Annotated in this window: 24 protein-coding genes and 6 pseudogenes; 17 read left to right on the top strand and 13 right to left on the bottom strand. The window is 69.3% G+C overall.

The features are described 5' to 3' along the window. Nucleotides 1–1,088: 1,088 nt before the first annotated feature. Genes ACTYVM_RS09035 through ACTYVM_RS09025 form a run of 3 tightly spaced genes read right to left on the bottom strand, consistent with a single transcriptional unit; the run spans nt 1,089 to nt 3,466 of the window. Complete coding sequence (locus ACTYVM_RS09035; protein ID WP_445525378.1) at nt 1,089–1,883, bottom strand: MerR family transcriptional regulator; 795 nt, start codon at nt 1,881–1,883, stop codon at nt 1,089–1,091. A gap of 15 nt (nt 1,884–1,898) precedes the next feature. Then, on the bottom strand, nt 1,899–2,660 hold the full coding sequence (locus ACTYVM_RS09030; protein WP_445525377.1) for an ABC transporter permease: 762 nt from the start codon (nt 2,658–2,660) through the stop codon (nt 1,899–1,901). Then, the gene (locus ACTYVM_RS09025; RefSeq protein ID WP_445525485.1) at nt 2,657–3,466 is read right to left on the bottom strand and encodes an ABC transporter ATP-binding protein; all 810 of its coding nucleotides are present in this window, start codon (nt 3,464–3,466) and stop codon (nt 2,657–2,659) included. Before ACTYVM_RS09025 ends, ACTYVM_RS09030 begins: the two co-directional genes overlap by 4 nt. 265 nt (nt 3,467–3,731) lie before the next feature. On the opposite strand from ACTYVM_RS09025, the pseudogene ACTYVM_RS09020 reads away from it, so the two are divergent. The 3 genes and pseudogenes from ACTYVM_RS09020 to ACTYVM_RS09010 all read left to right on the top strand — a co-directional run. After that, nucleotides 3,732–4,124: pseudogene (locus ACTYVM_RS09020) on the top strand (NUDIX hydrolase); the annotation flags it as partial. Nucleotides 4,125–4,135: 11 nt separating this feature from the next. Then, complete coding sequence (locus ACTYVM_RS09015; protein WP_445525376.1) at nt 4,136–4,372, top strand: hypothetical protein; 237 nt, start codon at nt 4,136–4,138, stop codon at nt 4,370–4,372. Between the two features lie 101 nt (nt 4,373–4,473). Next, nucleotides 4,474–5,253 carry a phosphotransferase enzyme family protein gene (locus ACTYVM_RS09010; protein ID WP_445525375.1) on the top strand — a complete coding sequence of 260 codons (780 nt, stop codon included), beginning with the start codon at nt 4,474–4,476 and terminating at the stop codon, nt 5,251–5,253. A 388-nt stretch (nt 5,254–5,641) separates the two neighbouring features. On the opposite strand, the gene ACTYVM_RS09005 is transcribed toward ACTYVM_RS09010, so the two are convergent. After that, nucleotides 5,642–6,373, bottom strand: a complete 732-nt coding sequence (locus tag ACTYVM_RS09005) for a class I SAM-dependent methyltransferase (protein WP_445525374.1) — start codon at nt 6,371–6,373, stop codon at nt 5,642–5,644. A gap of 569 nt (nt 6,374–6,942) precedes the next feature. Beyond that, nucleotides 6,943–7,587, bottom strand: a complete 645-nt coding sequence (locus tag ACTYVM_RS09000; protein WP_445525373.1) for a dihydrofolate reductase family protein — start codon at nt 7,585–7,587, stop codon at nt 6,943–6,945. A 300-nt stretch (nt 7,588–7,887) separates the two neighbouring features. On the opposite strand from ACTYVM_RS09000, the gene ACTYVM_RS08995 reads away from it, so the two are divergent. The 4 genes and pseudogenes from ACTYVM_RS08995 to ACTYVM_RS08980 form a co-directional block, all read left to right on the top strand. Next, nucleotides 7,888–8,028 (top strand): hypothetical protein, encoded by a 141-nt coding sequence (locus tag ACTYVM_RS08995; protein WP_445525372.1) that lies wholly within the window; start codon nt 7,888–7,890, stop codon nt 8,026–8,028. Nucleotides 8,029–8,092: 64 nt separating this feature from the next. Beyond that, a complete protein-coding gene (locus ACTYVM_RS08990; RefSeq protein WP_445525371.1) occupies nt 8,093–8,656 on the top strand; it encodes a TetR/AcrR family transcriptional regulator in 564 nt (187 codons plus the stop codon). Then, nucleotides 8,653–9,207, top strand: coding sequence for a hypothetical protein (locus ACTYVM_RS08985; RefSeq protein ID WP_445525370.1), 555 nt, complete (start codon nt 8,653–8,655; stop codon nt 9,205–9,207). Before ACTYVM_RS08990 ends, ACTYVM_RS08985 begins: the two co-directional genes overlap by 4 nt. 418 nt (nt 9,208–9,625) lie before the next feature. Continuing rightward, nucleotides 9,626–9,766 (top strand): annotated as a pseudogene (locus ACTYVM_RS08980) (IS256 family transposase); the annotation flags it as partial. 228 nt (nt 9,767–9,994) lie between these two features. Here the strand turns inward: ACTYVM_RS08980 and ACTYVM_RS08975 are convergent. Together ACTYVM_RS08975 and ACTYVM_RS08970 are read right to left on the bottom strand one after the other, a co-directional pair. Then, nucleotides 9,995–10,171, bottom strand: coding sequence for a hypothetical protein (locus ACTYVM_RS08975; RefSeq protein WP_445525369.1), 177 nt, complete (start codon nt 10,169–10,171; stop codon nt 9,995–9,997). A 531-nt stretch (nt 10,172–10,702) separates the two neighbouring features. Then, complete coding sequence (locus tag ACTYVM_RS08970) at nt 10,703–11,149, bottom strand: winged helix-turn-helix transcriptional regulator (RefSeq protein WP_445525368.1); 447 nt, start codon at nt 11,147–11,149, stop codon at nt 10,703–10,705. A 132-nt stretch (nt 11,150–11,281) separates the two neighbouring features. On the opposite strand from ACTYVM_RS08970, the gene ACTYVM_RS08965 reads away from it, so the two are divergent. Then, on the top strand, nt 11,282–12,154 hold the full coding sequence (locus ACTYVM_RS08965) for an aldo/keto reductase family oxidoreductase (RefSeq protein ID WP_445525367.1): 873 nt from the start codon (nt 11,282–11,284) through the stop codon (nt 12,152–12,154). A gap of 310 nt (nt 12,155–12,464) precedes the next feature. Here ACTYVM_RS08965 and ACTYVM_RS08960 read toward each other — a convergent pair. Beyond that, nucleotides 12,465–12,713: pseudogene (locus tag ACTYVM_RS08960) on the bottom strand (ISL3 family transposase); the annotation flags it as partial. Between the two features lie 201 nt (nt 12,714–12,914). On the opposite strand from ACTYVM_RS08960, the gene ACTYVM_RS08955 reads away from it, so the two are divergent. Next, nucleotides 12,915–13,985: a protein kinase family protein gene (locus tag ACTYVM_RS08955; protein WP_445525484.1), complete on the top strand. Its 1,071-nt coding sequence runs from the start codon at nt 12,915–12,917 to the stop codon at nt 13,983–13,985. Between the two features lie 303 nt (nt 13,986–14,288). Here ACTYVM_RS08955 and ACTYVM_RS08950 read toward each other — a convergent pair. From ACTYVM_RS08950 to ACTYVM_RS08935, 4 genes and pseudogenes are all read right to left on the bottom strand, one after another. Next, nucleotides 14,289–14,693 (bottom strand): annotated as a pseudogene (locus ACTYVM_RS08950) (sigma factor); the annotation flags it as partial. Continuing rightward, the gene (locus ACTYVM_RS08945) at nt 14,639–15,055 is read right to left on the bottom strand and encodes an NAD-dependent epimerase/dehydratase family protein (RefSeq protein ID WP_445525366.1); all 417 of its coding nucleotides are present in this window, start codon (nt 15,053–15,055) and stop codon (nt 14,639–14,641) included. The pseudogene ACTYVM_RS08950 and the gene ACTYVM_RS08945, both read right to left, overlap by 55 nt. Nucleotides 15,056–15,079: 24 nt before the next feature. Next, on the bottom strand, nt 15,080–15,352 hold the full coding sequence (locus ACTYVM_RS08940) for a hypothetical protein (protein ID WP_445525365.1): 273 nt from the start codon (nt 15,350–15,352) through the stop codon (nt 15,080–15,082). Next, on the bottom strand, nt 15,349–16,755 hold the full coding sequence (locus ACTYVM_RS08935; protein ID WP_445525364.1) for an MATE family efflux transporter: 1,407 nt from the start codon (nt 16,753–16,755) through the stop codon (nt 15,349–15,351). Before ACTYVM_RS08935 ends, ACTYVM_RS08940 begins: the two co-directional genes overlap by 4 nt. A 115-nt stretch (nt 16,756–16,870) precedes the next feature. On the opposite strand from ACTYVM_RS08935, the gene ACTYVM_RS08930 reads away from it, so the two are divergent. Next, entirely contained in the window at nt 16,871–17,395 is a 525-nt protein-coding gene (locus ACTYVM_RS08930) for a PadR family transcriptional regulator (protein WP_445525363.1), read from the top strand. Nucleotides 17,396–17,495: 100 nt separating this feature from the next. Further along, on the top strand, nt 17,496–18,134 hold the full coding sequence (locus tag ACTYVM_RS08925; protein ID WP_445525483.1) for a DedA family protein: 639 nt from the start codon (nt 17,496–17,498) through the stop codon (nt 18,132–18,134). Between the two features lie 65 nt (nt 18,135–18,199). Here ACTYVM_RS08925 and ACTYVM_RS08920 read toward each other — a convergent pair whose 3' ends face one another. Next, complete coding sequence (locus tag ACTYVM_RS08920; RefSeq protein ID WP_445525482.1) at nt 18,200–20,134, bottom strand: ABC transporter ATP-binding protein; 1,935 nt, start codon at nt 20,132–20,134, stop codon at nt 18,200–18,202. 246 nt (nt 20,135–20,380) lie between these two features. Here ACTYVM_RS08920 and ACTYVM_RS08915 point away from each other — a divergent pair, with 246 nt between their 5' ends. The 6 genes and pseudogenes from ACTYVM_RS08915 to ACTYVM_RS08890 all read left to right on the top strand — a co-directional run bounded on the left by ACTYVM_RS08915 (nt 20,381) and on the right by ACTYVM_RS08890 (nt 25,953). After that, the gene (locus ACTYVM_RS08915) at nt 20,381–21,304 is read left to right on the top strand and encodes a lysylphosphatidylglycerol synthase transmembrane domain-containing protein (RefSeq protein WP_445525481.1); all 924 of its coding nucleotides are present in this window, start codon (nt 20,381–20,383) and stop codon (nt 21,302–21,304) included. Nucleotides 21,305–21,421: 117 nt separating this feature from the next. Continuing rightward, nucleotides 21,422–22,186 (top strand): crotonase/enoyl-CoA hydratase family protein, encoded by a 765-nt coding sequence (locus tag ACTYVM_RS08910; protein ID WP_445525362.1) that lies wholly within the window; start codon nt 21,422–21,424, stop codon nt 22,184–22,186. A gap of 98 nt (nt 22,187–22,284) precedes the next feature. Then, on the top strand, nt 22,285–24,501 hold the full coding sequence (locus tag ACTYVM_RS08905; RefSeq protein WP_445525361.1) for an NADP-dependent isocitrate dehydrogenase: 2,217 nt from the start codon (nt 22,285–22,287) through the stop codon (nt 24,499–24,501). Nucleotides 24,502–24,613: 112 nt separating this feature from the next. After that, a pseudogene (locus ACTYVM_RS08900) lies at nt 24,614–24,751 on the top strand (PLP-dependent transferase); the annotation flags it as partial. Then, nucleotides 24,721–25,014 (top strand): annotated as a pseudogene (locus tag ACTYVM_RS08895) (homoserine O-acetyltransferase); the annotation flags it as partial. The pseudogenes ACTYVM_RS08900 and ACTYVM_RS08895, both read left to right, overlap by 31 nt. Nucleotides 25,015–25,152: 138 nt before the next feature. Beyond that, entirely contained in the window at nt 25,153–25,953 is an 801-nt protein-coding gene (locus tag ACTYVM_RS08890) for an N-formylglutamate amidohydrolase (protein ID WP_445525360.1), read from the top strand. Nucleotides 25,954–25,962: the final 9 nt, after the last annotated feature.

The following is a 25,962-nucleotide window of genomic DNA, read 5'->3' as shown; positions in this document are numbered from 1 at the left end:
GCTCCAAACGGAACCACCCGGAGGGCGAGTGCAGACGGTGCAAGCGGCTGTGGCGCATCAATGATGAAGGCTTCTGCCGGGCGTGTGTCGTAGCTGTCACCGAGTACGACGCGGCCTGGTACTTCGAACCCGCACAGGCCGCGGAACAGCCGACATGGACCCAGCTCGCGTTCTGTCTGCCCGCTTCCGTCCGTCGGCCTGCCTTGCCCACCGGTATCTACCGCCTGCAGACTGACGGCCGCTACCACGCACCTGGCTGGGCACGCGCTCAGCGCCCCGCCCTCGTCGTGGACGACGAGCGGATCTGTCCGCCGGCAGTGCGTGGACAGGTGGCCCTGTTCCCTGCGCCGTACCGGTTGCTGGAGCTCCACGCCGTCGCGATTCGCAGCCGATTGCCGAGACGATCTGATCCGACTCAAACCGCTGGTCGGTCAAGTGCAGGCCGAGCACTGCCTCGGGCGTGCCTGGCGCGTCAGTGCCATGAACATGTTGGCCCTTGCGCTGGCGGCGCGCGACGCGGCCGGCCAGGACGTGGTTGACGCCGCGATCCTTGACGCCCTGCCTCACCGGCCCGTCGGAGTCACCCGGGTCCTGAACAAGGGTGGCTGGCTCGCCCCTGACCTAGACCGCGAGGTGGTCCTGCTGCCGCACGCCCAGCGGGCCCGTCCCCAATCTCAGCCACGAAGTTGCGATCACTGCCTTTCGTGGGGCCGAAACCAAGTGTGCGACGCCTGTAGACACTGGCGTCGTGTTTACGCTGACCAGCAAGGATGCTGCAGTCGGTGTGGCGCCGGGCCGCTTCCTCTTCGGAACGGTCGATGCCGCGACTGCACTCGACAGCGCCTTCGCCTGGGTCCTGACACCGACGCCTCTACCTGGCGACAACTACGGTTTGCCGGACCGTCCTTGGCGAACGGCAGCGCGGCCCGTCGCGAGCTCCGCACGGATCGCCCAGAGCTCAGTCCGCCAGCCGTACTTGAAGGTCAGGCGACGATCTTCGAGATCGAGCGGGACTGGCGCCCGCTGGCCGGAGCCCTGCTGCCGGCCCCGCTACCGCCGGTGAAGGCCCTCCTGGCCCTGACCTGCCTTCACGATGGCGGCAGCTCACTACTGAGTCTCTCGGCAGGCACTCGCTCGATGCGGGTCCAGCCCCTCCAGCCTCGCTCCTCCAGGATTGCCAACAGCCGCGCGGCGTGCGGTGAGGACTCGACCATGGTTGAGTCCAGCAGGTCGACGAACTGGTCGTCGATGCCGTCGTCGGCACCCACCTCGCCGGCCTCCACAGCGCGAACCATCAAGCGCTCCATGATGTCGGCGACCTCAACGATCCGCGGGTCGTCGGCCGGCCAGTCGAGTGCCCCGCTGAGAAGGCTGTAGAGCTTCACCATGTCGGGGTCATCCAGCTCCTCGTGCTTCTTGGCGATCACGGAGTCGATCGAGTCCGGCACCTGGGCGGCGATCATGATCCAGGCGTCCCGCTCCATCTCGATGTACCGCTCCTCAACGCCGAGGCCGCGCAGCCGGTCGAGGTAGTCCACGACGCTCTGCGGAAGCGCCAGGTGCTCTCCGGCGGCAAGCCTGGCGAGTCGGCTGCGAGTGTCCTGCAGCCGCCGGATCTCGGCACGCAGGGCCTTGTCGATCTCCTGGACGCCGCCGACGAACTCCTCCGGGTCGGCGTCAAGGAGTTCCTGCACCCGAGCCAGCGGCACGCCGGCGTCTGCGAGGGTGCGGATCCGGATCAGTCGCACGACCGCAACAGCGTCGTAGGTCCGGTATCCGGACCGGTCGCGCTCGGGCTCGGGCAGCAACCCGATCCGGTGGTAGTGGCGTACCGCCCGCACCGTCACCCCGGCGTACGACGCAAGCTGGCTGATGGTGAGCATGGGTCTCAGACTGCCTCAAGCGATCTTCCGGCGATAGGCGGCCATCGCGAAGACGTACGCCACGACGAGGATGCCGACGCACCACGCGAGGGCGGTCCAGATGTCGTCGCCTACCGGCTGCTGGGCGAACAGGTTGCGGATCGTGTTGACGATCGATGTCACCGGCTGATGTTCGGCGAACCAGCGCACCGGGCCGGGCATCGTCTTTGTGGGCACGAACGCCGAACTGACGAACGGCAGGAAGATGAGGGGGTAGGCGAAGGCGCCAGCGCCCTCGACCGACGACGCAGAAAGCCCGGGGATCACGGCGAGCCAGGTCAGCGCCAGGGTGAACAGGAGCAGGATGCCGGTGACCGCGAGCCATGCTGACACTCCTGCCCCTGAGCGGAAGCCCATGAGCACAGCGACGCCCACGACGAGCACGAGCGCGATCAGGTTGGCGACCAAAGAGGTGACGACGTGGGCCCACAGCACACCCGACCGAGCGATCGGCATGGACTGGAATCGTTCGAAGATGCCGCTCTTCACATCGGTGAACAGCCGGTACGCGGTGTACGAGATGCCTGAGGCGATGGTCATGAGCAGGATGCCGGGCAGCATGTAGTTCACGTACGGAACCGACCCGGTATCGATGGCGCCGCCGAACACGTAGACGAACATCAGCATCATGGCGACCGGCGTGATGGCGGTCGTGATGACGGTGTCCATGCTGCGTGTGACGTGGCGCAGGGTCCGCACCGTGAGCGCGGCAGTGTCGTTGAAGAAGTACGTGGTCATCCTCGTCCCCCAGTTGTCGTGCCAGTGACGTCGCTCTTGTCCCTGCCGCCGATGACTGCGAGAAAGATTTCCTCGAGAGTCGGCTGCTTCTCGACGTACTCGACCTTGGCTGGTGGGAAGAGCTGCTTGAGCTCGGTGAGGGTGCCGTTGACGATGATCAGACCCTGGTGGAGGATCGCGATCCGGTCGGCCAGCTGCTCGGCCTCGTCCAGGTACTGCGTGGTGAGCAGCACCGTCGTTCCGTGGCCGGCGAGCTCCTTGACCGCATCCCACACCTCGATGCGCGCCTCGGGGTCGAGTCCGGCCGTCGGCTCGTCCAGGAAAATCACCGGCGAATTCCCGATGAGGCTCATCGCGATGTCCAGCCGGCGGCGCATCCCACCCGAATACGTGGACACTCGCCGCGCGCCCGCCTCGCTCAGCGAGAAACGCCTCAGCAGGTCATCCGCAGTCGCGCCAGGGTCCTTGAGGTGGCGCAGCCTGGCGACCAGGGCAAGGTTCTCCCGACCGCTGAGGATCTCGTCGACGGCCGCGAACTGCCCGGTGAGACTGATGGACTCCCGCACGTTCGCCGCTTGCGTGGCGACGTCGAAGCCATTGACGCTCGCCGCCCCCGCGTCGGCTCTCAGAAGCGCGGCGAGGATCCTCACGGTCGTGGTCTTGCCCGCTCCGTTGGAACCGAGCAGGGCGAAGATGCTGCCCGGCGGCACGTCGAAGTCCACACCGCGCAGCACTTCGAGCTGCCCGTACGACTTTTTGAGACCTTGCACGCGAATCGCCGGACTGGCGATCGATTGGGCTGTCATGGTCATCTGCCTCCTTCGCGGAGCTGTTCCAGGCGACTGCGCGGAAGCTCCTCCCGGAAGGATGGAGGGTTGACTCAGCGTCAAGGTCAAGCCCGTTCCCACCACGGCACTCAGATCGCCGACCGGCCATACGCACCGCAGCGATGACGGGCCGCTCGCCCCGAGCTCGTTCGGCCGCGAACCCGCCATACTCATAGCTGTCGGTGAACCACTCACGCGTCGGTTCCTGCGACTCACTGGCCAGAAATCGACGAACCCGCCTGCTTCGCCCGGGGGCACCGTCGAGCCCGGCGAGTCCCTCCACGACACCGTCGTACGCGAACTGGCCGAGGAAACCGGACTCATCGCCCGCGTTGAGGACGTGACGCTCCTGGGCACGCTCCTGGACCACGTCGACGACGTCGTACGCGTCACCGTCGGCGCCGTCGTCACGGCCTGGCGGGGCGAGCCCGCCGACCAGCCGCACGAAAGCGTGGGCGACTGGCGCTGGTGGCCCCTGGACCAGCTGCCCCAGGGCCTGTTCGAGTGCAGCGCCCAGATCCTCACGTCCTGGCGCTCCGGCCTGCCGCCCATCGACCACGCACCGGCCCACTTCACTCCGTACGCGGACCGACCACCGACGCCTGCAAGGACGAACAGCCCACCCCCCTCCCGGTAGCGTCCAGCCCCATGGGTGATGCCGTGAAGATCGTTGTTGAGCGTCAGTACGCCCCGGACCCGATCGACTATGAGCGCCTCGTCTCGTTGGTCGAGTCCACCGGCGAACGCGTCGTGCTCGCCGAGCGCGGCGTCCGGGTGAGTGTCCCGTTCCCGGCGGGGGTGGTGGCCCGGCTGGAGCACCGGGCCCGCGCCGACTTCTCCGCGCGCCCGACAGCCACCGGTCGGCGAGCAGTGACTTTGAGCTGAGCCCGGTCCCAGGCCACCGGGAATCTGACGACGTTCGGTACTACTCTGAAGCTCCCCCTCAACGGGGTGATCACAGCGAGCTGATCCGACACACTGGTTCGATGCGGCACGATGATGAACAGCCTTTGTCCGGCGGCAACGTCAGTGACGGTGTCGTTCGCGTCGGAGATACCGTTCGCCGTCCAGCCGGACCGTGGACTCCCGCCGTGCACGCCCTGCTTGCCCACCTGCACGAGGTGGGATTCAGCGCGGCGCCTCGCCCACTCGGCATGGACGATCAGGAGCGTGAGGTCCTGACCTTCATGCCTGGAGACGTGGTCTGGCCCGACCGGTTCTCGCTGATGGAACCCGCTCGACAACTGGCTCGCGTTGCGCGATTGATCCGGGACTTCCACGATGCCGTGCAGGACTTCACGCCGCCGTCCGATGCGCGCTGGCAGACGCTGATCCCCGCTGAGGGCAGTGACATCATCGCCCATAACGACCTGGCTCCCTGGAACCTCGTGATCGCAGACGAGGCGCGGTGGGCCTTCATCGACTGGGACGCCGCGGGCCCCGGCTCGCGCCTGTGGGATGTCGCATACGCCATTCACGGGTTCATCCCGCTGTCCGCTCATCCGGACTGGCGGTGCCCCGACGCGGCGAACCGACTGCAGGTCTTCGCCGACGCCTACGGTCTCGCTGAGTCCGAACGTCGTCGGTTGGTCCCTCTGCTGGGGCGCCGTACGCGTTCCATGTACGACTTCCTGCGCGACCGCGCAGCGCAACGAGTCCAGCCCTGGGCACGGCTGTGGGCTGAAGGCCACGGCGCCGCCTGGCGAAACGACGCCGAATACATCGAGCAACGCGAAGACCAATGGATCCAGGCCCTGCTCGCCTAGGCATGCGCCGGACCGTGCGGTCGAGGCCACGGCGAGGTGGGGACCCCCGGGGCGACTGGGCCGCGGGTGCGGGCACAGGTGCGAGTTCAGCGGCGTCGCCGGTCCACCGGGGCCCAGTGGTCAGAGGCTCTCGTGGAACAACTTCGGGCCGCAGACTCACCTTCACGGCCTTCGTCGTTCACGGGGGTCCAGCCCTTGACTGTCATGAGTGTTCGCGGCAGAGGTGCCGATCGACAGGGGCAGGCGGTCCGCTCGGTGATCACGTGGATCCACCTCATCGAGACCGGCCCAGGCCCGTTCCCAGTCGTGCAACGGCCTGGTCCGGGCGCCGATGAATGGCACCACACACTGTGGAATCGACGGGGAGGGCCGGAGGACCCCGCCTGGGCTATCTGCGACAGGCAACGGTGATGATTTCTCGGCTGTTGGCGTTGATAGCCCCTCCGTGCCAGTCGCCGTACTGCGCCTCGATCTCGAAGCCCACGCCGCCGAGGAACCCGTTGAGCACCGCAACATCGAGGAAGCGCAAGCTCGCGTGATCGATACGGAGCACCGTGCCATCCCGCGCAGCCGTCGTCTCGTGAAAGGTGACGACATCGCCTATGACGGAGTCGACGTCGTGCCACACGCGCAAGGCTCGCCCATGAGCGTCGACAAGATCCTCCGGGGGCGACGCATTCCACTCCTCCCAGGCCCGCGCCTGGGGATGCCGCGTCTCGAACACAAAACGACCACCCCGGCGCAATGCCCCATGGATTGCAGCGAGTGAAGCGCGCAGTTCCTCGTCGGTGACGAGGCACTGGAAAGCGTGGCCGGTCATCGTCGCAAGATCGAAGTCTGCCCCGCTGCTCGCCTCCGCCGCGGTGCCCTCGACCCACTCGATGTCGGCCCGACGCCGAGCCCGGTCCAGCGCGGCGCTATCCGGGTCCAGACCGACAAGCCGGCCGCGATGGCCCTGCTCGCGTGCAAGATGCAGCATCGCGCCCGTGCCACAACCGATGTCCAAGACAGAGTCCGCAGCCATGATCAGGTGGTCATAGAAGCGATCTCCCGGGTGGTGATCGGGGGCCCACGGGTTCAGCACGTCGTACAGCGCGGCAGCGTCAGCGTTGGAGAACACCGAGGCAGTGTCCGCCGACGCTCGTGCGTCTTCAACCGATTTACCCGCGACGCACGACAGGACTTCGGTGCGGCACGGACCACACATGACCACACCCTCACCGATGGAGCGTCGATGACCAACGACAAGTCCGCCGTCCGATCGAGTGGATCCAGGCGCCGGCCGGCGGGTCGCGCCCGGAGGTCTTGCCGGCCTAACGAGCTCGGCTCGAACCTCACTGCGGAAGTGGGATATCGGCAGTGCCAGCCGCCTGGTCATCAACGGACGGCACGTGGGAGACGATCCTGCGGGCCGTCCAGGCCGATACCGAAGGCGCTGGGCAGCCTGGTGCTGTGACGAGGGACCACGGCTGCGGCAGATCGTGGTTCGCGGCAGGCCGTATCCGGACCTGTTCGGCTGGGCGACGCGCCTCGAACCGCACAGCAGCCAAGCAGGTCCGCTCCCCAGCGGGCTGTTCGGTAGCTGCGGGCGAGTACCGCGGCCTGTATCGGTAACTCACCCGCAACTACGCGATCATTTACTGGCACGCCCGCATCGGCTGTGTTGACATTCCCGGGTGGGCCCTCGTGTCACTTGCGCCAGAACAGGTGGTGCGTCACGCCGCTCGGGCTGGGCACGACCTCGAGGTGGAACCGGTCCAGCAGCTCTTCGGGGGACTCCCAGAGCCGTAGTCCGGATCCGAGCTTCACCGGCGAGACCGCCACGTGCATGGTGTCGACGAGGTCGGCGTCGAGGAACTGCCGGATGGTGGTGACCCCGCCGCCGAGTCGGACGTCCTTGCCCTGCGCCGCCTCCCGCGCTTGCTCGAGGACCGTGGCCGGGTCGCCGTCGACGAAGTGGAACGTGGTGTCGGAGAGTGTGAACGACGGACGCTTGTGGTGGGTCATGACGAACACCGGGGTGCGGAACGGGGGCTGGTCACCCCACCAGCCGCGCCACTCGATGTCCTGCCAGGGGCCGCGCTGGGGCCCGAACTTGTTGCGGCCCATGATCTCGGCACCGATGTTGCGGGCGAAGTCCCGCGTGAAGTAGTCGTCAAGACCCCGGCTCCCCCCGGGGTCGGTACGCATGGGCCAGCTCGCCGTGGCGCCGGCCCAGGCGAACAGCCTCCCGGGATCGACGTGGCCGAACGGCCTCTCAAGGCTCTGGTCCTCACCGGCACCGATCCCGTCACTCGAGACGGTGAAGTTCTGGACTCTCAGTAGCTGAGCCACCTGTTCCTCCTGTGTTGTCGACAACGGTGGTGAGACTCTCCGGACCGGAAAAACTCATCGCTGCGTCCGCGACCGGCCAGAAATTGGGCTACCCGCTGCCCTGCCTGGGAGGCTCGCCTGGTTGGTCAGGCTGCGGATGTGAGAGGGCGTCCGTCCGCCCCAGCGGATGCCCGGGAACTTCCGGCATGGCCGCGTTCATCTCGGCGATGCTGAACATGGTGTTGGTGAGCACACGCTGGGCCTCGGCCGTGGCAGCCGGATCGAGAAGGGCATGCAGCAGCACCAGGATTCGCGGGAGCAATGCTCAAGACCTGTGGATCGGCCTCGGGTTGGAGGCCGAGGTCGATCAGTACGCAGCCGCTCGAGATCGCGCACGTGGAGTTCGGCGCGGACGACGTACCGGCCCTGGTCCACCGTCGCGGCCGCTACGCCACGGCCTGAATCATCCACTCGCCGGCTCCGCTGCCGATTGACGCCCGCGGCTAATGGCAATAGCCTCTGGGCTATGGTTGCTAAGAGGTCGCTGACGCCGGCCGCCGTGGTCGATGTGGCGCTCGGCATCGTGGACGAGCACGGGCCGGACGGCCTCACGCTCGCCGCCGTGGCGCACGGCTGCGGGGTCGCCACGCCGTCGCTCTACAAGCACGTGGCGAGCCTCGGCGAACTGAAGACGCTCGTCGGAGTGCGGGTGCTGGAGGATATGACCGACCGGTTCACGACGACCGTCTTGGGCACCGGTGGCAACGAGGCGGTCACTGGCTTGATGCACGCCTACCGTGCGTACGTCGCCGCGCACCCGAAGCGGTACGCCGCGCTGCCGCTGGACCCGCTGCACGACCCGATCCAGGAGGCGGCCGGCGCGAAGCTCGTCGGCGTCATGTACGCCACGCTGCGCGGCTACGGACTCGAGAGCTCGGCGGCCGTGCACGCGACCCGGCGCCTGCGGGTGCTCGTGCACGGCTTCGCGTCCATCGAATCCGCGGGCGGCTTCGGCCTGCCGGAAGACCTCGACGACACCTACGACCAGCTCATCCAGATGTATCTCGCCAGCCTGAGGAGCGAATCATGAGGATCCCGCTGCCCGTCGCAGGCGTACTGTTCCTGCTCTACCCCGCCCTCCGCCCATGGGAGGACGAGTCCACCACCTCGGGTGCCGCCGCCGCGATGGGCTCCACCGCGTGGATCGTCGCGCACCTGTGCGCGATGATCGGGTTCATCCTGGTCGCGATTGCACTGCTGCCGATCAACCGCGTGGCGGCGATCGTGTTCTGGATCGGCGCCGGCCTGACGCTGCCGTACTACGGCGCCGAGGACTTCGGCCTGCATGCGATGGCCAACCAGTCGAACATCCTCGACCTGGCCGAGGACGTGCGCTACAACCCGTTCGCGATGACGATGTTCGGGCTCGGGCTGCTGACCATGGCGGCGGGCGCGATCCTCGTCGCAGCCCGGATGCGCACGGTGCCGGCGATCCTGTTCGCGGTCGGGTTCGGGCTGTTCCTGCCGCAGTTCTTCGGTCCGCCCGCGCTGCGGATCGCGCACGGCGTACTGCTCGCGGCCGCCTGCGTGTGGCTGGCCTGGGACGCGAAGCGGATCCAGCCCGCGCCGGTGCCGGCCTGACTTAAGGTCGTTGCCTCCTGCATCTGTGGCTCCGCCCTGTGGCGCGCCGTTCGTGCGTCGGTACCGGACAGCCGATGATCACCGCGATCAAGGTGTTGCTCAGGCCCTGATTCTGCCCACGGCGAGTGCGCGCGGAGGCCGTTCGGGCACCCGCTCCCGTAGTCCAAGTCGCGCTGAAGAGCGGGTGTCATCTACCTCGAAAGGTCGCAGGAGCGTGAAGTTCGCGCCCCTGCTGGAGGATGTCGGTGCTCGCTCGTACGGTGAACGCGTGATCCCTGGCTTTCATCGTGCGAAGGGTGGCGGCCCGATGGTCGGCATCCGTCCCGGCGACGACGTCGCGGGCCCATTCGGGCCGTACGGCGTGAACGAAGGCGATGAGTCCGAGTCCATCGAAGATGAGGACGCGTCCACGGAGACCGCGATGGTCTGCAAGCTCGTCGAGTCCGCCCAGGAACGCTGGCGCGCGATCACCGCACCCCACCTCGTCGCCCTCGTCCGCGCCGGAGCCCGCTTCGAACGAGGCGTCCTCGTCGAACGCGAGCCGGCGACCGCAGCCTGACATGTGGTGCTGAACAGAGACACCGTGAGAGAGGCAGCAATGGACCACGGCACCCGCGACGAGCTCATCAGTCGGCTGGCCGAGGCGATCAGGCCCGTCAGGGCCGCGCACCCACTGCGAGTCGCCACAGGATTTGACAATTGCTCGGATCGCGGCGGGGAATCCGGGAAACTCCGACCAGGTGACCTGTGCGAGTTGGGCGCCCGAGGTGTCCATGCGGTCACAGCACTAGACCCAGTTTGCCCAGCCGAAGGTGAAGAGATAGGCCCGGCGGCCTGCGTCCATGCCCCTGATGCCCCGAAGGAGCATGACCGCCAGTGCGACAAGGAACAGAGCGGCGAAGAACCCAGCCACGAGGGCTCCAGCAATCGCCCCCGCGAACAGGCCCACGACCACACTTGCCACAACGACGATTCCAAGGCCGAAGTGCGCGGCAGGCAGGTCGGCCCTGATCACTTCTCGCAGAGCCTTGCGAGACGCCCGCATGTCAGAGGCATAGCGCTCCCGGGCCGCCTTCGGCTCAGCGGCAGGTCCCTCAGGCCACTGTTCCATCATCCCCCCAGTTCCGTTCGAACAGACCCTAACTCGACCATCATCGGACGGCGGAACAAGGCGCCCGATCGAGGGTGGGGCCAGAAAGCGGGGACAAAACTGTCCGGCGGAAACAGGCAGCGACATTCGAGGAGTTCCTGGCCCGACAGCCACCGGTGGGCGAGCAGTGACTTTGAGCTGAGGCCGGTCTCAGGCCGACGGGAATCGGGCCCAACAAGGTCTCATCATTCTTTCGAAAACTCGGTAGCCGGTAGGTTTGCCTCATCGAAGCTGGTACAGAGAGAGGCTGCTGAGGTGCTTACACTGACGGAGATTGCTGGCTCTTCGCAGTGGAGGGTGTAGCGCCGATGAATGCAGTGCTGTTGGACGGTTGGATGTGAGGCGTCAGGACGTGCGAGAGTCGTAGTTCTCGCGGTTTGCGAGGACCTCGGCCATGTGTGTCTGCGCCCAGCTTCTGAGCCCGCGCGTCATGTGGTGGAGCGAGAGGCCGAGGTCGGTCAGCTCGTAGGAGACGGTGACAGGGACGGTTGGCGTCACGGTACGGGTGAGCAGACCATCGTGCTCCAGCGAGCGTAGCGTCTGGGTCAGCATCTTCTGGCTGACTCCGGCCAGAAGGCGAGAGATCTCGGAGTAGCGCATCGCCTTCGGAGCGTCCGCGTGTGCTGCACCGGGCTGGCGAGGGCTGTTGTCGCCGCCCAGCGCACACAAGATCAGGACGACCCACTTGTCCGAGATTCGGTCGAGCAGCTGCCGGCTGGGGCACTCTGCCAGGAACGCGTTGTACTCCACCTTGGCCTGAGCCCTCTTCTGGGCCGCCTTCGTCGTCGTCACTGATCGCACCTCTCACCAATGGGTGGGTTACGCACTCCAAAGTGCCTACTTCCCGACAGGAAGTTTCTCTCCAATGCTGATGCAGGGAGGCAGCAGGCGCCACCCCTCAAGTGCACGACGAAAGGCAACAAGATGAGCACGCCCTCCCTCTCCCTTCCCGGCGACACCTGGGCTCTGGGTGACCTGACCGTCACCCGGTTCGGTTACGGCGCCATGCAACTGGCCGGCCCGTGGGTTATGGGGCCGCCCGCCGATCGCGAGGGTGCCCTGGCCGTTCTGCGTGAAGCGGTCGACGTCGGTATCACCCACATCGACACCAGCGACGCTTACGGGCCGCGCGTCACCAACGAGTTGATCCGCGAGGCACTGCGTCCCTATCCCGAGTCGCTGCACATCGTGACCAAGGTGGGCGCGACCCGCGACGAACAGGGTGGCTGGCCTACGGCCCGGCGGCCCGAAGATCTGCGCCGCCAAGTCCACGACAACCTCAAGTCCCTCGGGCTCGACGTACTCGACCTGGTCAACCTCCGACTCGGCAACGCCGAAGGCCCCCAGCCCGGCTCGCTCGCCGAGGCGTTCGAGACGCTCGTCGAACTCCAGCAGCAGGGCCTGATCCGCCACCTCGGGGTCAGCAACGCCACCGAGGAGCAGGTCACCGAGGCCCAGAGCATCGCGCCGATCGTGTGCGTGCAGAACATGTACAACCTCGCCCACCGCCACGACGACAAGCTCATCGACCGGCTCGCCCCCGACGGCATCGCGTACGTGCCCTTCTTCCCCCTCGGGGGCTTCACCCCGCTTCAGTCCTCGGCGCTCTCGGCGGTCGCCGCTCGATCGGAGGCGACACCGATGTCCGTCGCACTGGCCTGGCTGCTGCAGCGATCACCGAACATCCTGCTCATCCCCGGCACGTCGTCGACGGCCCACCTTCGCGAGAATATCGCCGGCGCGGGACTCGCCCTCTCTCATGGGGACTTGGCCGAGCTGGACGACATCGGCCGCTGAATGCCCCAGAGCTGAACGGCTCACAAGCCACGGCTGAAGCCACCGTTCAAGTTCCGGCCCCGGGCACCCTCGCGCGATCGGGGCCGAAGCAGGGTGATTCGCCCTCACCTGGATGACTTCAGATCATCAACCGGCAAAAACTTGTGTCGCACCGATGGTGGAAGCTCATCCCGCGTCGGTGGCCGGGTAGGCGTCGAGGTCTCCCGAGGACGGGGGTCCCTACACCAAGCCCATCCGGAAGACCTCGACGTTGCACGACGCTACCCCTGAGGCGGGCTTCGCCCGCGCTGACATGAATCCACACCAGGCTGTCGGTGAGCAGGTCAGCGCCGGTGTGGAGGGTTCGCCCTGCGGTACAGAGCGGGTCGCTCTTGCGTCCGCGGTGCCCGTGGATGGCCAGTTGGACACGTCGGCGGCATCGGTCGAGTGCGTCGCTGGCCAGACGCACGACGTGGAATGGGTCCATGACCGCGACTGCGTCGGGCAGTTCCTCGCTGGCGGCGGTCTTGAACCCGGTGAAACCGTCCATCGCGACGACCTCGACGCGGTTGCGCCAGGACGTTCGCCGGATCTCCTTGTCGATCCTCACGTACAGTGCAGCCAAAAGGGCGTTCGGATCCGCGTTCGCAAGTGGATCCCCGCTGCACGTGTCAAGGGTCGAACCGCAGGGCTGTGCGTCGCGGGCACGTGCTCGTTGGAGGCACCCAGGTGTTTCAGAGAGGTTGATGCCCACGTGGAGGCAGCCGCCGAAGGCGTTGACATGTCGCGCGGTGCGCGTCTGGCCACTCATAGTGCCGTCTCCACAGCGCTGGCCCTGTGCAGTGATCGTGAACTGCGGGACCTCGTGGATGCGGCTGTGCCGATGGGATCCGGCATCGGAGGGACATCAGCACTGCTGGACGTCGGCGGGACCCCGGTCTTCGTCAAGCGGGTGCCGCTGACCGATCTGGAAAGGTATCCGGAGAACGTCCGGTCCACGGCGAACCTCTTCGGGCTGCCCTCCTTCTGCCATTACGGCGTCGGCGTCATCGGGGGGCCGGGCTTTGGGGCCTGGCGGGAGCTGGCCGTGCACACCATGACGACGAACTGGGTGCTCGCACAGGACTATGAGGGCTTCCCATTGATGTACCACTGGCGGGTGCTGCCGCACCCCGGGCAGTTGCTTCCCGAGGAACTTGCCGACGTGGAGCGGGCCGTCGCCTACTGGGGAGGCGGAGCGGAGATGCGCCGCCGGATCGAGGCTGTGCGGGACTCGTCGGCGAGCATCGCCCTGTTCCTGGAGTACATCCCGCAGAATTTGCACGACTGGCTGGGCGCTCAGGTCAAAGCCGGCGACGAGGCGGCCGAGCGCGCCTGCGCCATGGTCGTGAGGCAACTGGAGGCTGGGACCTCGTTCATGAACGCCCGCGGACTCCTGCACTTCGATGCCCACTTCCAGAACATCCTGACCGACGGTGAGCGTCTCTTCTTCGCGGACTACGGCCTCGCGATCTCCTCCCGGTTCGACCTGTCGAAGGAGGAGGCCGAGTTCTTCGCCGCACACCAAACCTATGACCCTTGCTACAGCGTCACACATCTGGTGATCTGGCTCGTCACCGCTTTGTACGGATACAAGCGGGACGACCGCAACGCGTTCGTTCGCGCATGTGCCCAGGGGGAGCACCCGAAGGGAATTCCGCCGCAGGTCTCGGCGATCCTCACCCGCCACGCTCCGATCGCCGCGGTGATGACGGACTTCTACCGCAAGTTCCAACTGGAGAGCAGGCAAACTCCGTATCCGATGGAGGAGATCCGCCGGATCGGCGGGTCAGCTGGCTCGCCCATCGTCTGATGGACCTGGGCGGCCATCAGCCGTCAGCGTCGGGCCGGATGCGGCAGGCTATGGCTGCCCGGCACACTGCCAGGCAGCCAGAAGAATCTTCGGTCCGCCCCACCGCGTGATCAACCCCCGAAGGACTTACGAACCAGACCACTTTGAGGCCGCACAGATTGGCGCGGTGGTACCTCGACGGCAAGGCAGGCACAGGTCCTGGTGATCATGGAGTTGCGACGCTCTGTGATCATTGGAGAGACCTGTGCCTGTGCTGCCAACATGGCTGGCCGAACCACTCTGGGCCAATTCGCGGCCCTGCTGCTGCTCGAGCGGACTGAGCCGTTCGAGCGGCAGCAGGGCCGCCATCGACACCGAATCGGCCAGCTCGGCCGATCGCGCCGGGTCCTCGTACGGGTCGGCCAGCAGCGGCTCGGGAATCCACGGCCCGACGTACTCCTCGCGGCGGACGCGCGCCGAACGCAGCACGTCGATCGAGATGCGCGCGACCACCGCCGACAGGAACGCCTTGGCCGAGGTGGGTTCGGTCGATGTGGCCTCGTAGCGCAGCCAGGTCTCCTGGACGGCGTCCTCGGCTTCGCTCACGCTGCCCAGGATCCGGTAGGCGATCGAGAACAGCAGCGGTCGCAGCTGTTCGAACTCCTCGGCTCGGTTCACGCCAGTTCCTCCTGGAAGCCCTGGCGCCACGACGGGTACCGCAACTGCCAGCTGAGTTCGCGCTTGGCCTTGGCGTTGGAGAAGCCGCGGGCCTCGGTCATCATGATCACCGGCACCTGCCCGGCCAACATGCGGGCCAGCCACGTGGGAACCCGCATCGGCCGCTTGGCCCCGGCGCACTTCGCCAGGTGGGGCAGCCACTCGTTCACCGGCGCGGGCTCGTCGTCGACGATGTTGAACACGCCGGCCGCCTGCTGCTCCACCGCCAGCACGGTGGCGCTCGCCGCGTCGTCGAGGTGGACCCACGAGTGGTAACCGCCCGCGCGCCCGACCAGCGGGTACTTGCGTTGGCGCACCAGCGTGACCTGGTCGTCGATGGCCCCGGGCCCGTAGAGCCCCCCGTAGCGCAGCACCGCTCCGCCGGCTTGGCCGACGACCTACTCGACGTGACGCAGGGCCTGCATCGACGTGTAGGCGGCCGTGCCCTCCTCGAGGTCCAGCGGGTCCTCCTCGGTCTTCACCCAGCCGCCCTCGCGCATCCCGTTCCAGCACGCGTAACCCTGCGCGACGAAGTGGGACACGCCACTCGCCTCCGCGGCGGCCAGCAGATGATCCGTGCCCTCGGTGCGCAGCCTGATCGTCGGAACGGCCCACCGGTCGAAATGCCTGAAGTCGGGCCGGCCGGCGTGCGCCATGGAGATCCCGGTCATCTGGTGCACGATCGTGTCCGGCCGGGCCGTGGCCACCGCCTCGCCGACCGACGCCGCGTCGAGTCCTGACGTCGCGCACCACCGCGACCGAGCACACGCTTCGGTTTCGTGCGCCTGTACGTGCCGGCTACGGCTGCGCACTGGACCGCCGCCGACAGTGCCATGGCCGCGCAGATGCCCGGCAGGCCCCAGCCCGACAGGCCGTACGCGAGCGCCAGTTGGAGCACCACCCCGCACGTGGTGATCCGGGCGAGGGCCGGGCTGCCACCGCTGCCCTCGAACACGCCGCCCAGCGCGATGAAGCACGCGAGCAACAGCAAGTAGGGCCCCACGCAGCGCAGATAGAGCGTTCCCGCCTCGGCCACCGCGCCGCCGGCGCCGAAGGCGCGCATGATCCACGGTCCCGTGGCCAGCAGGGCCAGGGCGGCTGCGAGTCCCAGCGCCCCGGCGAGGAGCAGCGCCTGGCGTCCGACGGTCCGGCGCTCGTCCTGACCGGCGCCGAGCTGATGGGCGGTGTGGATGGCGGCGGCCTGGCGCACCGCGTAGAAGGCCATGGTGGCGGCGTACATCGCCTTGGTCGCCATCCCGTACGCGGCGACGTCGCCGACACCGATCCGGGCGACCACGGCGACGAGGGCGAGCGTCCCGGCCATTCTGACGACGAAGTCGGCGGACATCGGCAGTCCGGTCGCGGCCGTCCTGCGTGCGCCGGCGCCCAGTTCCCTGACGCTGAGCGGGGCTCCTCCGCCAGTCCGCGGGAGTGTGCCGTCGCGGAGCAGCGTGCGGAAGCCGCACACGAGCGCGGCCGTCCTCCCCAGTACGGTGGAGATCGCCGCCCCGCGCACCCCGAGTCCGAGGCCGAGGATGAGCAGGGGATCCAGCACGAGGATCAGCCCGTTCGCGAGCAGGGAGAGCTTCATCGGGGTGCGGGTGTCGCCCGTGCCCTTGAGGATGCCGTCGACGACGTTGGTGGCGAAGAACACCGCGATCCCGGGCAGCGCGATCGAGAAGTACCCGGTGGCGAGGGACAGCGGACGGCCTTCGTCGCCGCCGAGCACGAGGCGGGCCAGCGGTTCGCGGCAGAGGTGTCCGCCGATGGCGACGACGGGTGTGACGAGTGCCCACAGCGCCCAGCCGCCGCGTACGGCGGAACGCAGCGCCGCCGGATCCCCCGCGCCCCTGGCCCGTGCGACCAGCACGGTCGTACCGGAGCCGGCGACGAGGATGACGCCGAGCAGCAGGTTCTCGACGTTCGTGGCGACCGCCACCGCGGCGACGGCCTGCCCGCCGAGCCGGGCCACCCACACCATGTTGATGATCCCGGCCATGACCCCGGCGAGGAGCTCGAAGTAGACCGGGACCGCGAGCGACATCAGCCTGCGACGGTGTTCCGCTGCGCTCATCACACCCCCACACCCCCCTCTTTTCGCTATACCTCGATTCGAGGTACAGCGAAAAGAGATAGCATGGCGGCCTCGGGCGGACAAGCGTGCGGATGGCACCGAAGGGGACCGGTTCATGCTGGAGTTGTCGATCCTGGGCTTCCTCTACGAAGCTCCGCTGCACGGCTACGAACTGAAGGCGCGCATCCAGGGCCTCAGCGGCCACATCCGTCCGGTGAGCGACGGCGCGCTCTACCCCGCCATCACCCGGCTGGTGAAGGCGGGCCTGGTCGAGCAGCGCACCGAGCCCGGAAGTGGTGCCGCGCACCGCCGGACGCTGTCCCTCACGGAGGCGGGCCGGACCGAACTCCTGGGGCGCCTGAGGGGCCCCAAGGAGGTCGAAATCACCGACGGGCAGCGCTTCTTCACGCTGCTCGCGTTCCTGCGGCACCTTCCCGACCGTGCCGAGCAGGCGGCCGTCCTGCGGCGTCGTCAGGCATTCCTCGACACTCCGGCGAGCTTCTTCTACCGCGACGGCGAGCCCGTACGGGCCGAGGACGCGCCGGACCTGTTCCGGCAGGGCATGCTGCGCATCGCCCGCGCCACGGGAGCCGAGGAGAGGAAGTGGCTCGCCGAGGCGATCGGCGGACTGGAGAGCTGAGCGCGGTCACCCCTCGGACCGCTTTCGGTGCCACAGGGGTACTCATCCAGCGGAGGCCCGACGTGTGCACAGTGAGGAGGGCCGTGAGGCGATGACGACGGTGTTCGCCGTCAACCCGACGGACAGCGCCTCGGTGCTGGCCGCCTTCGGTGCGCTGGGGGTCCTGGTCGTGACCTTCGCGGAGTCGGGTCTGCTCGTGGTCGGCTTCTTCCTTCCCGGCGACACGCTGCTGATCCCGGCCGGTGTGCTGTGCGCGCAGAGCGGCAGCCATGCGCCGCGGCTGGCGTTGTGGCAGGTGCTGCTGTGTGCCGCCGTGGGCGCGGTGGCGGGCGGGCAGGTGGGGTTCCTGCTCGGGCGGCGGGGCGGGCGGACACTCCTGGCCCGCTCCTCCAGCCGGCGTCTGAAGGAGCGGGCGGCGCGGGCGCAGGAACTCCTGGCCCGCTACGGGCAGGGCAAGGCGCTCGTGATCGGCCGCTTCATCCCGATGCTGCGGTCCGTCCTGCACCCCGCGGCCGGGGCGCTCGGCGTGCCCACGCGGACTTTCACGCTCTGGGCGACCGTCGGGGGCGTGCTCTGGACCCAGAGCCTGGTGCTGGCCGGGTACGGCCTGGGGGCGTCGGTCCCCCGCATCGGCGACTACCTCCTGGTGATGGTCGCCGTGCTCATCGTGCTCTCGCTGGTGCCCCTGCTGGTGCAGGCATGGCGTGCGCGGCGCACCCGGCAACCGCCGTCGGGGTGAGCACGCCCTCGCGGCGAGCAGGGGACCGCCGCTGCCCGCGGGCGGGTCCCCCACCTCGGTGTCGCCTACGCCACCGCCTCCCCGGCCACGATCTCCCGTACCTCCCCCGCTTCCCGTACGGCCCCCGCGTCCCCCGCCTCCTCCGACCGCTGCTCGAACTGTGTGCGGTACAGCTCCGCGTACCGGCCGTCTGCCGCCAGGAGCTCGTCGTGGGTGCCGCGTTCGGCGATCAGTCCGTTCTCGACGACCAGGATGAGGTCGGCGGCCCGCACAGTGGACAGCCGGTGGGCGATGACCACCGCGGTCCGGCCCTCCAGAGCCTCGGTCAGCGCCTCCTGCACGGCCGCCTCCGAGGTGTTGTCGAGGTGGGCGGTGGCCTCGTCGAGGATGACCACCCGCTGGCGGGCCAGCAGCAGCCGGGCGATGGTCATGCGCTGGCGTTCGCCGCCGGACAGACGGTAGCCGCGCTCGCCGACGACGGTGTCGAGGCCGTCGGGCAGGGAGCGCACGAGGTCGTCGAGGCGGGCCCGGCGCAGGACGTCCCACAGTTCCGCGTCGGTCGCCGCGGGCCGGGCCAGCAGCAGGTTGGCGCGCACGGAGTCGTGGAAGAGGTGGCCGTCCTGGGTGACCATGCCGAGGGTTGCCCGCAGGGACGCGGAGGTCAGGTCGCGTACGTCGACGCCGCCGATGCGCACGGCACCCTCGTCGACGTCGTACAGGCGCGGCAGCAGCTGCGCGATCGTCGACTTGCCGGCGCCGGAGGAGCCGACGAGCGCGACGGTCTGCCCGGCCTCGGCGCGGAAGGAGACGCCGTGCAGGACCTCGGCGCCGTCGCGGGTGTCGAGTCCCGCGACCTCCTCCAGGGAGGCGAGGGAGACCTTGTCGGCGGACGGGTAGCCGAAGCGGACGCCGTCGAACTCCACGGCGAGGGGCCCCTCGGGCACCTGGCGGGCCTCCGGCTTCTCCTCGATCAGCGGCTTGAGGTCAAGCACCTCGAACACCCGCTCGAAGCTGACCAGGGCGCTCATCACCTCGACACGCGCCCCGGCGAGCGCGGTGAGCGGCGCGTACAGCCGGGTCAGCAGCAGGGCGAGCGAGACGACGGCGCCCGGCTCCAGGGTGCCCCGCAGGGCGAAGTACCCACCGAGCCCGTAGACCAGGGCCAGCGCCAGGGAGGAGACCAGGGTCAGCGCGGTGATGAAGGCGGACTGCGCCGTCGCCGTACGGATGCCGATGTCCCGAACCCGGCCGGCGCGGGCCGCGAACTCCTCCGACTCCTGCTCCGGGCGGCCGAAGAGCTTGACCAGGGTGGCGCCGGGGGCGGAGAAGCGCTCCGTCATCCGGGTGCCCATCGCCGCGTTCAGCGTGGCCGCCTCCCGCTGCATACGGGCCATCCGGCTGCCCATCCGCCGGGCCGGCACCACGAACACCGGGAGGAGCACGAGGGCGAGCAGGGTGATCTGCCAGGACAGGGTGAGCATCACGGCGAGGGTGAGCAGCAGCGTGACCACGTTGCTGACGACACCCGAGAGGGTGTTGCTGAAGGCCCGCTGGGCGCCGATGACGTCGTTGTTGAGCCGGGAGACGAGCGCTCCCGTACGCGTACGCGTGAAGAACGCCACCGGCATGCGCTGCACATGGTCGAACACCGCCGTGCGCAGATCGAGGATGAGTCCCTCGCCGAGCGTGGCCGACAGACGTCTGCCGAGGATGCCGAACGCCGCCTCGGCCACCGCGATCAGGGCGATGAGCAGGGCCAGGCGTACGACCGTCCCCTGGTCGCCCCGTGACACGATCACGTCGACGACGCGCCCGGCGAGCACCGGGGTCGCCACCGCGAGCAGCGCGGTCACCACCCCGAGGGCGACGAACCGTGCGATACGGCGGCGGTGGGGCCGGGCGAACGCGCCGATGCGGCGCAGTGTCGCGCGGGCGAGCGGACGCCGCTCCTGCTGGGCGGTCATGACGCTGTGCAGCTGCGTCCAGGCGGTGGTCTCCATACTCATGGAGCAGAACCTAGAACCTCAAGCATCGTTGAGGTCAATGTGCGCACCCCGAAGGTCCCGCCGAGTCCGCCTCCCCACCCGCTTCCCGCTCGTAAGGCGCCGTCCCCGGTACCGCCACCGGCCGTTGGCGTGGCGGGGGGAACCTCTCCGGATGTGACCCCGGAAGCGACAGTGCGTCCGACAGCGGATGCGACAGTGGTCGAACTCCCCGATCCGCGGCCAGGCCGGCTCCCGCGGCGCCTGCCCGTCCGCCAGGTGCTGTGCCTACTGCCGGTGCTGCTCGTGGCGGTGGCCGCGGTGCAGCACCGGTCGGTGCTGGCCGAGGGCTTCGCGCACCTGCGGAACGCCGAGTGGCCGTGGCTGCTGGCCGCGGTCGGCACGACCTGTCTGACCTGGGTCGCGGCGGCCGTCACCCGGCAGGGCGCGGTCGTCCAGCGGCTGCCGAGACGGCGGCTGCTCGCCACCCAGTTCGCGGCCGGTGCCGCCAACCACCTGTTGCCGACGGGCCTCGGGGCGAGCGCGGTGAACCTGCGGTTCCTGACGGTGTGCGGGGTCTCCCTGGCCCGGTCCTCCGCCGCGCTCGCGCTGTACATGCTCGCGGAGAGCATCGCCCGGCTGGCCCTGCTCGCCGCCCTGCTCCTCGCCTTCCCGAACGCGCTGCGGCTCGGCGGCCAGCTGCCCTCGGGTGCGGCCGGTCCGCTGCTGTACGCGGTGGGCGGCGCCTTGGTCGCCGCAGCCGGGGCGGCGCTGTGCGTACGGCGGCTGCGCGTGGCCGTGGCCGCCTTCGTGCGCACCGCGCTGAGCGAGGCGCGCTCGGTGCACTCCCGTCCGGCGCGGGCGCTGGCGTTGTGGGGCGGTTCGCTCGCCTTCCCGGCCCTTCAGGCGGTCTCCCTGGTCGCGGTGGGGCGGGCGCTGGCGCTGCCGGTGCCGTCCACGCACATGGCGCTGGCGTACCTGGCGGCCACCACCGCCGTCGCGCTGGTGCCCACGCCCGGTGGGTTCGGCTCGGTGGAGGCCGCGCTCGTCGTGGCGCTCATGGCGGCGGGCGGGCCGGCCGCGGTCGTCACGGCGGTGGTGGTGGCCTACCGGATCATCACCGTGTGGCTGCCGCTGCTGCCGGGAGCGCTCACGCTGGGGGCGCTGGTGCGGCTGAAGGTCATCTGACCTCCGCCGCTACCCCCAGCAGGTGGCCGGACCCTCGGCTCCCGCACGCTTCCGGCTCCCGCACGAGGTGACTGGGGAGTAACCTGCCGTCCCACCACACAGCAGGAGGTCGCCGCCATGCCGGTCCGGATCGAGCGCCAGGGGCACGTCACCACAGTCGTCCTGTCCCGGCCCGGGGCCCGTAACGCGGTGGACGGCCCGACGGCCGCCGAACTCGCCGGCGCCTTCCGCCGGTTCGAGTCCGACGCGGAGGCCAGGGTGGCGGTGCTGTGGGGCGAGGGCGGCACGTTCTGCGCGGGCGCGGACCTGAAGGCGGTCGGCACCGAACGGGGCAACCGGGTCGCGCAGGACGGCGACGGGCCGATGGGGCCGACCCGGATGCGGCTGTCGAAGCCGGTGATCGCGGCGGTGGCCGGCCATGCCGTGGCGGGTGGTCTGGAACTGGCGCTGTGGTGCGATCTGCGGGTGGCGGAGGAGGACGCCGTGTTCGGTGTGTTCTGCCGCCGCTGGGGCGTGCCGCTGATCGACGGCGGCACGGTACGGCTGCCCCGGCTAATCGGGACCAGCCGCGCCATGGACATGATCCTCACCGGACGGCCGGTCCCGGCCCGTGAGGCCTACGCGATGGGCCTGGCGAACCGGGTCGTCCCCACCGGTCGGGCCCGCGCCGAGGCGGAGCGGCTGGCCGCCCGGATCGCCGATTTCCCCCAGGCCTGCCTGCGCTCGGACCGCGCCTCGGTCCTGGACCAGGAGTCCCTGGACGAGGCGTCGGCCCTGCGCGCGGAACTCCGGCACGGCACGGACGTACTGGCCGAGGGCCTTGAGGGCGCGGCCCTGTTCGCCGCCGGGGCGGGACGGCACGGCTCGTTCGCGGACGAGTGAGCCCGCCCTCCGGGTCCGGGCGGACCCCTGTCGAGTCGGGGCTCGCCACGAGATATCTTGATGTCGAGCAATGTTGCAGACGTGGAGCGGAGCACCCGGTGACTGACTCGACCATCATCTACACACACACTGACGAGGCCCCGGCCCTGGCGACGTATTCCTTCCTGCCGGTGGTCCAGGCGTACGCCTCGCAGGCGGGTGTCGCGGTGGAGACGCGTGACATCTCGCTGGCCGGGCGCATCATCGCCGTGTTCCCGGAGTACCTCACCGAGGACCAGCGGATCCCGGACGCGCTGACCGAGCTGGGCGAGCTCGCCAAGACGCCCGAGGCCAACATCATCAAGCTGCCGAACATCTCGGCCTCCATCCCGCAGCTCAGGGCCGCGATCGCCGAGCTCCAGGGCCAGGGTTACGCGCTGCCGGACTACCCGGACGACCCGAAGGGCGACGAGGAGCGCGAGATTCGCGCCCGCTACGACAAGATCAAGGGCTCCGCGGTGAACCCGGTGCTGCGCGAGGGCAACTCCGACCGCCGCGCGCCCGCCTCGGTGAAGAACTACGCCAAGACCCACCCGCACCGCATGGGCGCCTGGACCGCCGAGTCCAAGACCAATGTGGCGACCATGGGCGCCGACGACTTCCGCTCCACCGAGAAGTCCGCCGTCATCGCCGAGGACGGCGCCCTGCGCATCGAGCTGAAGGGCGACGACGGCTCCACCACGGTGCTGCGCGAGTCCGTGCCCGTGCTCAAGGGCGAGGTCGTCGACGCCTCCGTGATGCGCGTCGGCGCGCTGCGCGAGTTCCTCACCGCGCAGGTCGCCCGCGCCAAGCAGGAGGGCGTGCTGTTCTCCGTGCACCTGAAGGCCACGATGATGAAGGTCTCCGACCCGATCATCTTCGGTCACGTGGTGCGTGCCTTCTTCCCGAAGACGTTCGCGCAGTACGGCGAGGCCCTCGCGGCGGCCGGCCTGACCCCGAACGACGGTCTGGGCGGCATCTACAAGGGCCTGGAGAACCTGCCGGAGGGCGCCGAGATCAAGGCCTCCTTCGACGCCGAGCTCGCCGAGGGCCCGGAGCTGGCCATGGTCGACTCCGACAAGGGCATCACCAACCTGCACGTGCCCTCCGACGTGATCGTCGACGCCTCCATGCCGGCCATGATCCGCACCTCCGGCCACATGTGGGGCCCGGACGGCCAGGAGCACGACACCCTCGCGGTCCTCCCGGACTCCTCCTACGCCGGTGTCTACCAGGTCGCGATCGAGGACTGCCGCGCCCACGGCGCCTACGACCCGTCGACCATGGGCACGGTCCCGAACGTGGGCCTGATGGCGCAGAAGGCCGAGGAGTACGGCAGCCACGACAAGACCTTCGAGATCCCGGTCACCGGCACCGTCCGCCTGGTCGACCAGGCCGGCAACGCCGTGCTCGAGCAGACCGTCTCGGCCGGTGACATCTTCCGCGCCTGCCAGACCAAGGACGCCCCGATCCGGGACTGGGTGAAGCTGGCCGTCACCCGCGCCCGCGCCACCGGCGACCCGGCCGTGTTCTGGCTGGACGAGGGCCGCGCCCACGACGCCAACCTGATTGCCAAGGTGAAGCAGTACCTGCCGGAGCACGACACCGAGGGCCTGGACATCAGGGTCCTGTCCCCGGTGGAGGCGACGAAGCTGTCGGTGGAGCGCATCCGCCGCGGCGAGAACACCATCTCGGTCACCGGCAACGTGCTGCGCGACTACCTCACCGACCTGTTCCCGATCCTGGAGCTGGGCACCAGCGCCAAGATGCTCTCCGTGGTCCCGCTGATGGCGGGCGGCGGCCTCTTCGAGACGGGCGCCGGCGGCTCCGCGCCGAAGCACGTGCAGCAGCTGGTCAAGGAGGACTACCTGCGCTGGGACTCCCTGGGCGAGTTCTTCGCCCTGGTGCCGTCCCTGGAGCAGTACGCCAAGACCACCGGCAACGCCCGCGCCCAGGTCCTCGCCGACACCCTGGACCGGGCCACGGCGACCTTCCTCAACGAGAACAAGTCCCCGACCCGTCGCGTCGGCGGCATCGACAACCGCGGCAGCCACTTCTACCTGTCCATGTACTGGGCGCAGGAGCTGGCGAAGCAGACCGACGACGCCGCTCTGGCCGAGGCCTTCGCGCCGCTCGCCGAGACCCTCGCCGCCAACGAGCAGAAGATCGTCGACGAGCTGATCGCCGTCCAGGGCAAGCCGGTCGAGATCGGCGGCTACTACCAGCCCGACCCGGCCAAGGCCGCCGCGGCCATGCGCCCGTCGGCCACCTGGAACGAGGCACTGGCCGCCTTCTGAGCCGACCCGGGCCCCGGCAACCCCGCCGGGCGGCCCGACGACCCTCACCGCTCCGCCCCGACCGGCACCCCGCCGGCCGGGGCGAAGCCCTTTTGTGACGGCTGTGTGTCATTTCCGGCACACCCTGCCGAGGTTCGGCATCGAGGTGTCGTTCGCGGACGACCCGGATGACCCGGACGCCTGGCGGGCCGCGATCCGGCCGCATACCAAGGCGCTGCTCGCGGAGACGCTGGGCAATCCACGCGGCAACAGACCGAGGCGATGAACGCCCACGACGCCGGCCGCGCCCGGGGCGGTGTGCGCGCCGCCCTGCGCCGGGTGACCGCCCCCAGGCTGGTGGCCGGGGTCGACTCCGACCGCCTCTACCCGATGGCCCAGCAGGCCGAGTTGGCCGACCCCATACCGGGCGCCGACCGCCTGCGGGTGATCGAGTCGCCGCACGGCCACGACGGCTTCCTGATCGAGACGGAGCAAGCGGGAGGGCTGGTAAGGGAGTTGCTGGGGTCAGTCTGAGCCGCGTTGTCAGTGCGCCGGGTTGTCCGTGGAGGGCGTTGTCAGGGCGGTGCGTTGTCAGTGGGGTGCGGCAGGATGGGCGGGGCCATGGCGTCCAGACCCGCGTGGCGACGTGAAGAGAGACAGGAACAGCCCCATATGCACGACACCCCGCCGTCCTTCGAACTGCTGCCAGGCGCCGCCGAGTCGCCGGTGATCCTGCACGTGCCGCACTCGGCGCGGGCGATACCGGCCGACGTCCGGGCCGGGATCGTGCTGGACGACGCGGCGCTGGAGCGGGAGCTGGACCACATCACCGACGCGTACACCGACCGGATCGCCGAGGCGGCGGCCGCTCTGGCGGGCCTGACGCCGTGGCGGTTCGTCAACCGGCTGTCCCGGCTGGTGGTGGACCCGGAGCGGTTTCCTGACGAGCGGGAGGAGATGCTCGCGGTCGGGATGGGCGCGGTGTACACGCGGACCACGCACCGGGAGGTCCTGCGGCCGGCGGGCACCGACCCGGAGCCGCTGATCGAGCGGTACTTCCGGCCGTACGCCGAGGCGATGACGAAGGCCGTGGCCGACCGGCTGGCCGCCACCGGACGTGCCGTGATCATCGACGTGCACTCCTACCCGGGCGCCGCGCTCCCCTACGAGTTGCACGGCGGCGGTCCGCGGCCGCCCGTGTGCCTGGGCACCGACTCCTTCCACACCCCGCCCGAACTGACCGAGCAGGCCCGCGCGGCGTTCGCGCGCTGCGGCGAAACGGGGCTGGACAGCCCGTTCAGCGGCGCGTACGTCCCGCTGGAGTTCCACGGCGACGACGACCGCGTCGGCGCCCTGATGGTGGAGATCCGGCGGGACACGTACATGACCGAACCGGGCGGCGTTCCCTCGGCCCCCGGGCTGGACCGGCTCGCCGGGGCGCTGGCCGCCCTCGTCGACGGTCCGCACCGCTGACGTGCGCGG

The sequence above is a fragment of the Streptomyces cyslabdanicus genome (genome assembly GCF_052663305.1).
The sequence above is the reverse complement of the archived record's forward strand: the minus strand, read 5'-3'. Positions and strand labels throughout refer to the sequence as shown.